A 10,982-nucleotide genomic window follows, 5' to 3' on the forward strand; every position below is an offset into this window, starting at 1 on the left:
GCCATGGGAAGCAGGCTGGTGTCGCCCTCCCCCGTTACGACAGCGTGCCAGCCTGCAATAGCCTGCTCGGCCGCTGCGGCGTCGTGGAAGCGGGTGGTCAGTTCGCGGGCCAGGCGAAGCTTGGCGTCACGCGGATTCAGTACACCCGAGGCGATCTCTTCCTTCATACGTGCGATGTCGGCCATGGAGACATCGAAGCTAAGCAGCTCGAACCACCGCCACATCAGGTCGTCCCCGATCTTCATGGTCTTGGTGACCATGTCGATGGCCGGCTCATTGATACCTATGTAGTTGCCCAGGGACTTGGACATCTTGTTGACCCCGTCCAGACCCTCAAGCAGGGGCATGGTCAGGACGATCTGGGGCGGCTGGCCATGGTGCTCCTGAAGGGCACGGCCCATCAGCAGGTTGAACTTCTGGTCGGTGCCGCCGAGCTCCACGTCGCATTCGAGCGCCACGGAGTCGTAACCCTGGACCAGCGGATAGAGGAACTCATGGATGGCGATGGGCTGCTCCGACTTGTAACGCTTGGCGAAGTCGTCGCGCTCGAGCATGCGGGCCACGGTGTGCTGGGCGGCCAGGCGGATCATGTCCGCCGCGCCCATCTTGCCGAACCACTCGGAATTGAAGCGCAGCTCGGTCTTGTCCCGGTCGAGCACCTTGAAGACCTGCTCGGCATAGGTCTCGGCGTTGGCCAGCACGTCCTCGCGGGTAAGCGGCTTGCGGGTGACGTTCTTGCCGGTAGGGTCGCCGATCATCCCGGTGAAGTCGCCGATCAGGAAGATGACCTGGTGTCCGAGATCCTGAAACTGGCGCATCTTGTTGAGCAGGACGGTATGGCCCAGGTGCAGGTCCGGGGCGGTCGGATCGAAACCGGCCTTGATGCGCAGGGGGCGGCCCGTCTTGAGCCTGGCTTCGAGGTCTTCCTTCTTGATGATCTCGTCCGCGCCACGCGCGATCAGCGCCAGGGCCTGCTCCAGCTCGTTCATGCTTTCTCTCTAGTAGTCATGGGTCTGCGGCCTTCACATATGTGTGTGAAGAGGCCGTGGGGGTTAATTGTGCGTTAACCCAAAGATGCGATGCAAAGCCTTGATGGGAAAGGCGTTGACGCCGTTTGCACGAGGCCGTTATGGTACGCGACAACTCGGGGCGAGCGGATACAAGAAAGACAATGGCTGATGAAAACAGAGGCGCGCACAGCGCCCGCAAGCAGGCGATCCGCCGCAAGGCGCAGCGCCGTCATTCGCACTTCTACGATAGTCGTGCGCATTGGTCGTTCAGCCGAAATGCCTCATCGGAGCCGTTGAGTTGGTCGCGTGAGCGCTGGATCCTCGCGGGCACCGCCTTCCTTCTGGTTATCCTTTCCGCCCTCGTGATCCCGGCCTGGGCCGGTGCCATGAAGTCGTCCGTCGCCACGCTGCCTGCCGTACCGGCAAAGACGTCGATGGCGAGCCGTTCCTCGGCAGTCGCCACCGCGCTGGTCACCAGCGACCCTCTCGCCCACGCCATCGTGCCGCTCGCCCTGCCGAAGATGGACCCGGCCAGGATCAAGCCGGTCGTTCCCGTCGAAGAGTGGCAGACCGTGCAGGTGCACCCGGGCGAAACCCTTGCCGACATCTTCCTTGCCCAGGGCCTGTCGATGACCGACCTGCAGCACGTGATCGACGGCTCGGGTGGCACCAAGGTTTTCCACCAGATCAAGCCGGGCCAGGAATTCCAGTTCCTCGTCGGCAGCGACCACACGCTCAAGGGCGTGCGCTTCGACCAGGACGAGGCGAACATCGCCACCCTGCGCCTGGACGGCGCATCGCCGCAGCTCTCGACGAAGACCCGCGATGTGCAGCGCCGCGAGCACATCGCGCACGGCGCGATCGACAGCTCGCTGTTTGGTGCCGCCTCGAAGGCCGGCATGAGCAACGCGATGGTCCTCAAGCTGGCCGAGGTGTTCAAGTTCGACATCGACTTCGTGCAGGACCTGCGCGTCGGCGACAACTTCACCGTCATCTATGACGACGTCTACAGCGATGGTTCGTACCTGCGCGAAGGCGACATCGTCGCCGCCGAGTTCGTCAACCAGGGCAAGCGCTATACCGCGTATCGCTTCAAGAACACCGACGGCAAGTGGAGCTACTTCAGCGAAGAGGGCCGCCCGCTCACCGGCTCCTTCCTGCGCATCCCGGTCGACTTCACGCGCATCTCCTCGCAGTTCAGCGCCGGCCGCATGCACCCTATCCTCGGCACGATGCGCGCACACAAGGGCGTCGACTACGCCGCACCGACCGGTACCCCAATCCATGCGGCAGGCGATGGCGTGGTGAAGTTCCGCGGCTGGATGAACGGCTACGGCAACTTCGTGGTCATCCAGCACAACGCGACGATCAGCACCGCCTACGGCCACATGTCTCGCTTCGCCAACCTGCGTGTCGGCCAGCGCGTAAGCCAGGGCAACACCATCGGTTTCGTCGGCATGACCGGCCTGGCGACCGGCCCGCATCTGCACTACGAGTTCCGTGTCAACAATGTGCAGCGTGATCCGCAGACGGTGACGCTGCCCAAGCCGGAACCGCTGCCGGCGGCCCAGCTGGCGAAATTCAAGAAGGACGTGGTCGGCCCGCAGCTGGCCCGCCTCAACCAGGTCGACAACAACACGAAGCTCGCGCGCGCCGATACCGCTTCGCGCGGCGACGACTGATTCGTGCCGACCATGGACGGCCTTTACCTGGGCCTTATTTCCGGGACCAGTGCCGACGGCATCGACGCCGCCCTGGTCCGCTTCGAAGAGGGGCGCCCGTCCCTCGTGGCCGGCATCACGCACCCGTGGGACGCCACCCTGCGGCGACGCATTCTCGCCGTCGCGCAAGATGAAGACCGCCTCGCCCTGGACGACTACGGTCGTCTCGATGTCGCCGTTGCGCATGCTTTCACCGACGCGGCGCAGGCCGTTCTCGAACGAGCGAGGGTCTCCTCCACCGCAGTGAAGGCGATCGGCTCGCACGGACAGACCATTCGCCATCGACCTGACGGCCCTCTACCCTTCACGCTCCAGATCGGCGACCCCTCGGTGATCGCCGAACGTAGCGGCATCGACACGATCGCCGACTTCCGCCGCGCCGACGTGGCTGCCGGTGGCCAGGGCGCACCGCTGGTGCCCGCCTTCCACGCCACGGTGCTGCGGCCGGCGAACGGCGCGCGCGTGGTGCTAAACCTCGGTGGCATCGCCAATGTGACGCGACTTTCCGCCGCCGGCGAGGTGACCGGTTTCGATACGGGTCCGGCGAACGGACTCATGGATGCGTGGTGCATGCGTCACCGCGGCGAACCGTACGATCGCGACGGTCGGTTTGCCGCCTCCGGTGCCGTCGATGCGACCCTGCTCGCCGAGCTGCTGGACGATGCGTACTTCGTGTTGCCGCCTCCGAAGAGCACCGGCCGCGAACACTTTCACCTCGCCTGGCTGGATGCGCATCCACGAGTGGCCGACAACACGCCCGAAGACGTCCAGGCCACCCTGCTGGCGTTGAGCGCCGTGTCGATCGCCGACGCTATCGAACGCCATGCCGGGGATGCCAGCGACATCGTCGCCTGCGGTGGCGGTGTGCACAACGCGGCCCTGATGCGCGCGCTCACGGAGCGTCTGCCGGGACGCGAGATGGTGACGAGCTCGGCGTTCGGCATCGATCCGGATTTCATGGAAGCCATGGCCTTCGCCTGGCTGGCCTATCGCCGCATTCGCGGCGAGCCGGGCAATCTGGCAAGCGTCACGGGCGCACATGGCCCGCGCCTGCTGGGCGCGCTTTACGCGGCGCCCTGAGCCGGCGTCAGAACGATTCGTCGGACACGCTGGCCTGACGCTGGGCCGCATCCGCGAGTGACGAAGGCGATGCCTGGGCAAGCGCTGCCAGCGCTTCCTGGAAAGCAGCCTGCTCCTCGGCATCCCACGCACCGGTCAGGTGCGCGATGTCACCGGGCTGCAGCAACAGCTCGCTGAACACGTCGCCTGCACTGAGGCCGAGGCCATAGCGCAGCGCATGCAGGATCACTTCATTGATCGACCAGCGGCGTTCACGCGCGAGCGTCTTGATCCGCTCGGCCATCTGCTCGTCGATGTGTCGCACCACGATATCTGGCACGTGCGTTACCTCCTCGCGCATGCCCCCTGTGCGGCAGATCTTACACAGTTTCGGCAGTGCGTTGTGCTGGCCTTATGGCCTGTCCGTCGGGGTCGGCAACCGCCGCCAGAGCAGGGCCAGAACCAACAGGGTGGGCACGATCGATACCGTGCTTATGACGAACAGGGCGGGATAGCCGGAATCCTTGACGAGGAATCCGGACATCCCGCCGATCAGCTTGCCGGGCAGGTTGGCCAGCGAACTGAGCAGCGCGTACTGCGTGGCGGTGAAGCTGCGATTGACCAGGCCGGACATGAAGGCAACCAGGACCGGCCCCGCAAAACCTTGCGCGAAGTTGTCACCCGAAAGCGTCGCGACAAAGGCCCACGTCTGTCCGGGGTTCTGTGCCATCAAGAGGTACAGCATGTTCGACAGCGCAACGCCGAGGGCGGCGACCACCAGCAGGCGCCGCATCTCGAATCGGGTGACTGCCCAACCACCGAGCAAGGCGCCGGCGATACCGATGATCACCCCATAGACCTTCGAGACCTCCGCGATCTGCGTCTTGGTGAAGCCCGCATCGAGGTAGAACGGGTAGGCCATGACGCCAAGCATCTGGTCGGGCAGGCGGAACAGGGCCACGAACAGCAACAGTCCCAGCGCCAGCCCCAGGCCGTAACGCGAGAAGAAGTCGCGGAATGGGCCGATGAAGCCCTCCTGGACAGCGACGCGCAGCGGCAGGCGCTCCCGCACCCGGTGCTCAGGTTCACGCGCGATGAGCACGGTCACGATCGGCACGATCAACAGGAGGCAGATCGTCACATAGCCGCGCTGCCAACCCACCTGGTCGGCGATCAGCAGAATGCCGGCGCCACTGGCGATCAGACCAAAGCGGTAGCCGAGGGTGTACGTCGCCGCCAGCGCGCCTTGTGCTTCTGGCGGAGCGATTTCCACGCGGTACGCGTCGACCACGATGTCGATCGTCGCACCGGCAAAGGCCGCAAGGATCGTCGCGCCGACGAAGTTCGGTAGCGATGCCGTGGGAGGCATGAAGGCCATCAGCAACAGGCCCGCGGCGAGCAGAAGTAACGCGAACATCAGCCAGCCGCGACGCTGGCCAAGCCGGCAGAACAGCGGCAGCCGGAACTTGTCTACCAGGGGCGCCCAGAGGAACTTGAAGTTATAGCTGAAGGTGACGTAGCTCGCGAGGCCGATGGCGCCGTAGTCCACGCCCGATTCCTTCAGCCAGGCAGAGAGCGTATTGCCGACCAGCAGGAACGGCAGGCCCGACGCCAGGCCGAAGAACAACATGGTGACCGCGCCCGGCTGGGCAAACGCCGCGACCGCGCCGCGCAGGCCCTTGTAGCGGACCACCCCGGTCGATTCCGTCACTCGGCGTAGTCCACGATAAACGGGGCGTGGTCGGAGAAGCGTTCGTCGCGATAGACCGAACAGTCAAGCGCGCGGGCGCCCAGGCCCGGCGTCACGATCTGGTAGTCGATACGCCAACCCACGTTGTTGGCACGGGCCGCGCCACGGTTGGACCACCATGTGTATTCGACGGCGTCGGGCTTGATCGCGCGGAAGCTGTCCACCCAGCCGATCTCCTTGAACAGCAGATCGAGCCACGCGCGCTCTTCGGGGAGGCAGCCGGAGTTCTTCTGGTTGGAGGTCCAGTTCTTGATGTCGTTCTTCGTATGGACGATGTTCCAGTCGCCGCAGAGCACGTACTCGCGGCCGCTGGCGGCCCATTCGCGCAGGATGGGCGTGAGCCATTCCATGATGCGGAACTTGTACTGCTGGCGTTCGTCGCCGGACGAGCCCGACGGGATGTAGAACGAAACGACGCTGAGGTTGCCGAAGCGCGCCTCGATGTAGCGGCCCTCGCAGTCGAAATCCTCACGGCCCAGGGATACGCGTACCTCGTCGGGTTCGCGCTTGGAATAGATGGCGACGCCGCTGTAACCCTTCTTGCTGCGGGCATCGTGATAGAAGCAGTGGTGACCGTCCGGACGGAACATCGGATCCGTCAGCTGGGATTCCTGTGCCTTGGTTTCCTGCAGGCAGACGACATCGGCGTCCTGGGTGCGCAGCCATTCGAAGACGCCTTTGGTGGCGGCGGAACGGATACCGTTGGCGTTCAGCGAAATGATGCGCATGGGACCTTGGGGTGCGTTTGACGAATCCGCCCATCATACCGGGCCCATAATGGCGGCATGAATAGTGTCATTCGAGTCTTGCCCGTGGATGCCGACCTTCGAGCCGCGGTGCTCGCCCTGCGGGTGCAGGACGAACAATGGCCCTTCGTCGGCCACGTCGCGGATTCCCTGGCGGACGCGGCGGTGTGTCCCGGCAGCGAAGCGCTCGCCCTGGTCGTCGACGACGCCGTGGTGGGCTACGTGCGCATCGACCGGCGCGCGGCCGCCATGGGTGGCCATCCCCTGGCCGACGGTGCCGTCGCCCTGCGCAGCTTCATGATCGACGCCGGCCGCCAGGGTGAAGGCCTTGGCCGCCGCGCCCTGGACGCCATCCACGCCTACGTGGCCGGACGCCACCCCGATCGCGAACGGATCCTGTTGACGGTGAACGTCCGTAACGAAGCCGCTGTGCACGTCTATCGCCGCGCGGGCTATCGCGACAGTGGCGAGCTGTACCATGGCGGGCTGGCGGGGCCGCAGTTCGCGCTGTGGCGACCGCTGCATCCCTGGAACCCCTGAGAGAGATACCGACGTGCACGATTACCAGCGCGAATTCATCGAGCTCACCCTGGCCCGCGACGTTCTTCGCTTCGGCGAATTCACGCTCAAGTCGGGCCGCATCAGCCCGTACTTCTTCAACATGGGCCGGATCGACTCGGGCGCCGCGCTGGCCCGGCTCGGGCGCTCGTACGCCGAGGCGGCCACCCGTTCCGGCGTGCCGTTCGACATGCTGTTCGGCCCTGCCTACAAGGGCATTGCCCTGGCTGCCGCGACCGCTATCGCGCTGGCTGACACGCAGGACCGCGACCTGCCGTGGGCTTATAACCGCAAGGAAGCCAAGGCCCACGGGGAAGGCGGCACGCTCGTTGGCGCACCGCTCAGGGGTCGCGTGCTGATCGTGGACGATGTCATGACCGCGGGCACGGCCGTTCGCGAATCCCTCGAGCTGATCCGGGCGCAGGGCGCTGAACCGGCGGGGGTGCTCATTGCTCTGGACCGCCAGGAGCGGGGACAGGGCGACCTGTCGGCTGCCCAAGAGGTGGCGGCGCAATTCGGTATTCCGGTGATCGCCATCGCCACCCTGGCCGATGTCCTCACCTACGCGGGCGAAAAGGCCGAACTGGCCGCCGAACATGGTCGCCTGCTGGCCTATCGCGAGCAGTACGGCGTCAAGGCCTGAGCAAAACGGCGACTGCGTCACGCAGGGCCGGACCACCTGCCGACCCTGCATCGCCTGATGCCGCTCGCTGGCTATACTCCCCCGACAGGAGGGGACACCATGCGTGCAGTGCGTTACATCCTGGCGGGAGCGACGCTGTGCCTCGGCACGGCGGCATTCGGCGCCACTAACACAACCAACAACAACGGCTTCCGCTACAAGTGGAAGGACGCTTCAGGTCATTCCTACTTCAGCGACAGCCTGACGCAGGACGCGATGGCGGCCGGCTACGACGTGGTCAACGCGCAGGGCGTCACCGTGCGCCACGTGGATCGCCAGCTGACAGCCGACGAACGCGCGGCGGCGAAGAAGGTCGCCGATCAGCAGGCCGCCGCCCTTCTGGCCGAGCAGCAGCGCCAGCGTGACGACGCCCAGATGCTCACCGCCTACCCCAACGAAGCCTCGTTCATGTCGGCGAAGAATGCCGAAATCGAAAACTTCGAGCAGGCCGCACGCACCACCCGCATGAATCTGCAGGGGCAGGAGAAGGCACTGGCCGACCTCCTCACGCGAGCCGGTGACCTGGAACGCGCCAAGCAGCCGGTGCCGCCCTACCTCGGCCAGCGGATCACCGAGCAACGCAACACGGTGGCGTCGCTTCGCGTCACCCTCCAGCGCCAGCAGGCCTCCAAAGACGCCGCCAAGGTGAAGGTCGACGCCCAGCTGCAGCACTACCGCCAGCTGAAGGCCGCCGCTATCAACGGCGGCTGATCAGCCGGTCAGAACGGCAAGGCAAGCGTCCGGTCTACCGCCAGCAGACGCTGGCGGAACGCCTGTTTCACACGCTCGAGCGCCTTGGCGGTGTCCGCGTCGAAGCGGAACACCAGCGCCGGCGACGTGTTCGATGCGCGAACCAGGCCCCAGCCGTCGGGCCAGTCCACCCGGATACCGTCGATCGTCGTGACTCGCGCGTCTTCGAACGTGGCGGATGCGCGGAACGTTTCGATGAAACGGAAGGGCGCGCCCTCCTCCATCGGCAACCGCAGTTCCGGTGTGGAGACGCTGGTAGGCAGCCCTTCGAACAGGGCCGCGACGCTGCGCTCCTCGAGGTCACCGGCAACGATTTCGAGCAAGCGTGCGGCGGCATAGATGCCGTCGTCGAAGCCGTACCAACGATTGTTGTCAGCGAAGAAAAAGTGCCCGCTCATCTCACCGGCCAGGGCGGCGCCGGTTTCGCGCATCTTTGCCTTGATCAGCGAATGGCCCGTGCGCCACATGAGCGGCACACCGGCGGATTCCTGGATCACCCGGCGCAGGTGGCCCGTGCATTTCACGTCGAAGATCACCGTGGCGCCCGGGTTGCGCGCGAGCACGTCCTGGGCGAACAACATGAGCAAGCGGTCGGCGTTGATGATCTCGCCGCTGGCCGTGACCACGCCGACGCGATCGCCATCGCCATCGAACGCGATACCCAGATCCGCGCCGATGGTATGGACGGCGGCGATGAGATCGCCGAGGTTGCGCGGATCGGAAGGATCGGGGTGGTGGTTCGGGAACGTGCCGTCGACGTCGCAGTACAGGGGCACCACTTCGCAGCCGATTTCCTCGAGGACGCGGGGGGCGACGGCGCCAGCGACGCCATTGCCGGCATCGACCACGACCTTCAGGCGACGTTCGGCGGAGACATCGCCGGCGATCTTCGCCACRTAGGCATCGATGATCGATTGCTCGCGCCATGTGCCCAGGCCATCTTCCTCGAGGCGACCCTCCGCAATGCGGCGATGCAGGTCGGCAATCGCGCCCTCGGCAAGCGTCTCCCCGCCGACGACGATCTTGAAGCCATTGTGGTCGGGTGGATTGTGACTTCCCGTCACCGACACGGCGCAGCCGGTACCGAAGTGGAACGCGGCGAAGTAAGCCACGGGGGTCGGTACCGCACCAAGATCGATCACATCGATGCCGGCGGCCCGGAGGCCATCCATCAGCGCGCCAGCGAGCTCAGGGCCCGACAGGCGCCCGTCGCGACCCACGACGATTTCACGCAGGCCGCGCTCGTTCATCAGGCCGCCGATGGCCTGTCCAATGCGACGTGCGATATCGGCTGTGAGCTGGGTGCCGACGATGCCGCGAATGTCGTACGCGCGGAAGATGGCCGGGTCGAGCGCCACTGCGGACGCCCGCGCCACCGGTTTCGCCGAGGGCGCGGGCGTGTCGCCCCGACCCAGCGTCGGTGCCGGGGGCAGGCGCGGCTTGCGCTCCACGTCGGCGATGAGGACTTCCTCCGGTTCCGGCTCGGCCTGCGGCTGTGGCCGCTGCCGGGCCCAAAGCAGCAGGACGCCACCACCGATGCCGATGAGCGTCAGCAGGACAGCAAGCAGCTCGGAGTGCGGAATGACGATGAACGCCTTCGGCAACGCCGCATAGACATAGAGTGAGGTGCCCGGAACCTGCTGGGCATCCGGCGAGGTCTCACCCGAGGCGGAACCGACCGACTCGAGCATGAGACTGTCCCCGCCGTTGCCCTGGCGCAATTCGAGACGACCGCTGGACGGCGACGACGCCATGAATTTCTGGCGGATGTCGTCGAAGGGGTATTCGAGCCAGACCCAGGCGCGCACCGCGCCGTCGGCGTTTACGGGCTCGGCCACCGTCAGCCGGCGGTCGTTGCCGTGCACGGAGCTCGATGCGAGAGGCGCCCCGGTCGTACCCAATGCCGCCATCAACTGCGCTGCCTTGGCGTAGCCGAACTCGCGGTAGTTCGCCCGGACGACTTCATCCAGGCCACCGCTATAGATTTCGATATCGGACGTGGCCGGAAGCAAGGCACGCAGGCGTGCGGCGGTGGCAACGTGATCGTCGATGCCCGCTGCGACCTCCGGATTGCCTACGGCCTGCATCAGCTGGCTGTGTCGGCCGGCATATAGCTCGCCGAGGTCGTGGACGGCCTGACGCTGTGCCGAACGCGTACGTTCGGCCGCATCGCTCTCGTCGGCGATAAGCCATGCCTGCCACGCGCAAAATGCACCGCCGACCGTGAGCAGCGTGGCGCCGATCAACGGCAGCACGCGTCGCACGTCGATACGAAGCCCCCGCTTCGCCCCTCCCTCGTTACGCCCCATGCTGCCCCTTGCTCCCCGTCGCCTGTCAGCCAATGCCTGTCGAACCGAATCCGCCTTCGCCCCGCAGCGAAGGGGCGAACCCGTCGACAACGCGCAAGCGTGCCCGTCCTACCGGCACCAGCAATAATTGCGCAATCCGGTCACCCGGCGCGATGGTCAGTATCGCGTTTCCACGATTCCAGCATGAAATCATTAAAGGACCCTGGTAATCCGCGTCGATCACGCCGACCAGATTGCCCATCACGAGGCCTTGCTTATGACCTAGCCCGGAACGCGGCACGATGAGGGCGCACCAGGCAGGGTCACCAATATGGATGGCAAGGCCGGTCGGCACCAGCACGCTATCGCCCGGCGCCAGCGTCACCGGCGCGTCGACAGCCGCCCGGAGGTCCATCCC

The 10,982-nt window shown here is 65.7% G+C and carries 11 protein-coding genes; 5 read left to right on the forward strand and 6 right to left on the reverse strand.

Annotation, left to right across the window (positions count from 1 at the left end; all coding sequences use genetic code 11):
- Positions 1-989, reverse strand: a 989-nt coding sequence (tyrS, locus tag AC1DSN_RS12240; protein WP_477330887.1) for a tyrosine--tRNA ligase, incomplete at its 3' end; no start/stop codon positions are given.
- 182 nt (positions 990-1,171) lie between these two features.
- Here tyrS and AC1DSN_RS12245 point away from each other — a divergent pair.
- Entirely contained in the window at positions 1,172-2,692 is a 1,521-nt protein-coding gene (locus AC1DSN_RS12245; protein WP_477330889.1) for an OapA family protein, read from the forward strand.
- A gap of 3 nt (positions 2,693-2,695) precedes the next feature.
- On the forward strand, positions 2,696-3,811 hold the full coding sequence (locus tag AC1DSN_RS12250) for an anhydro-N-acetylmuramic acid kinase (protein WP_477296190.1): 1,116 nt from the start codon (positions 2,696-2,698) through the stop codon (positions 3,809-3,811).
- Between the two features lie 7 nt (positions 3,812-3,818).
- On the opposite strand, the gene AC1DSN_RS12255 is transcribed toward AC1DSN_RS12250, so the two are convergent.
- The 3 genes from AC1DSN_RS12255 to AC1DSN_RS12265 form a co-directional block, all read right to left on the reverse strand.
- The gene (locus AC1DSN_RS12255; RefSeq protein WP_063574271.1) at positions 3,819-4,130 is read right to left on the reverse strand and encodes a hypothetical protein; all 312 of its coding nucleotides are present in this window, start codon (positions 4,128-4,130) and stop codon (positions 3,819-3,821) included.
- A gap of 72 nt (positions 4,131-4,202) precedes the next feature.
- A complete protein-coding gene (locus AC1DSN_RS12260; protein ID WP_345777516.1) occupies positions 4,203-5,501 on the reverse strand; it encodes an AmpG family muropeptide MFS transporter in 1,299 nt (432 codons plus the stop codon).
- Positions 5,498-6,268, reverse strand: a complete 771-nt coding sequence (locus tag AC1DSN_RS12265; protein ID WP_477296189.1) for an exodeoxyribonuclease III — start codon at positions 6,266-6,268, stop codon at positions 5,498-5,500. The genes AC1DSN_RS12260 and AC1DSN_RS12265 overlap by 4 nt, the downstream gene beginning before the upstream one ends.
- A gap of 57 nt (positions 6,269-6,325) precedes the next feature.
- Here AC1DSN_RS12265 and AC1DSN_RS12270 point away from each other — a divergent pair, with 57 nt between their 5' ends.
- The 3 genes from AC1DSN_RS12270 (at position 6,326) to AC1DSN_RS12280 (ending at position 8,237) form a co-directional block, all read left to right on the forward strand.
- On the forward strand, positions 6,326-6,826 hold the full coding sequence (locus AC1DSN_RS12270; protein ID WP_477296188.1) for a GNAT family N-acetyltransferase: 501 nt from the start codon (positions 6,326-6,328) through the stop codon (positions 6,824-6,826).
- 13 nt (positions 6,827-6,839) lie between these two features.
- A complete protein-coding gene (pyrE, locus tag AC1DSN_RS12275) occupies positions 6,840-7,487 on the forward strand; it encodes an orotate phosphoribosyltransferase (protein WP_477296192.1) in 648 nt (215 codons plus the stop codon).
- A 99-nt stretch (positions 7,488-7,586) separates the two neighbouring features.
- Positions 7,587-8,237, forward strand: a complete 651-nt coding sequence (locus AC1DSN_RS12280) for a DUF4124 domain-containing protein (RefSeq protein WP_477296187.1) — start codon at positions 7,587-7,589, stop codon at positions 8,235-8,237.
- Positions 8,238-8,245: 8 nt separating this feature from the next.
- Here AC1DSN_RS12280 and AC1DSN_RS12285 read toward each other — a convergent pair whose 3' ends face one another.
- Positions 8,246-10,585, reverse strand: a complete 2,340-nt coding sequence (locus tag AC1DSN_RS12285) for a phosphomannomutase/phosphoglucomutase (RefSeq protein ID WP_477330891.1) — start codon at positions 10,583-10,585, stop codon at positions 8,246-8,248.
- A gap of 25 nt (positions 10,586-10,610) precedes the next feature.
- Positions 10,611-10,982 (reverse strand): dUTP diphosphatase (gene dut, locus AC1DSN_RS12290; RefSeq protein WP_477330893.1); only part of this gene is annotated, 372 nt, incomplete at its 5' end.

Source organism: Luteibacter sp. P4_D7_3 (assembly GCF_056401735.1).

Coding starts and splice junctions, on each gene's coding strand:
- AC1DSN_RS12245 (WP_477330889.1), top strand. CDS start 1,172: ATGGCTGATGAAAACAGAGGCGCGCACAGCGCCCGCAAGCAGGCGATC.
- AC1DSN_RS12265 (WP_477296189.1), bottom strand. CDS start 6,268: ATGCGCATCATTTCGCTGAACGCCAACGGTATCCGTTCCGCCGCCACC.
- AC1DSN_RS12270 (WP_477296188.1), top strand. CDS start 6,326: ATGAATAGTGTCATTCGAGTCTTGCCCGTGGATGCCGACCTTCGAGCC.
- AC1DSN_RS12280 (WP_477296187.1), top strand. CDS start 7,587: ATGCGTGCAGTGCGTTACATCCTGGCGGGAGCGACGCTGTGCCTCGGC.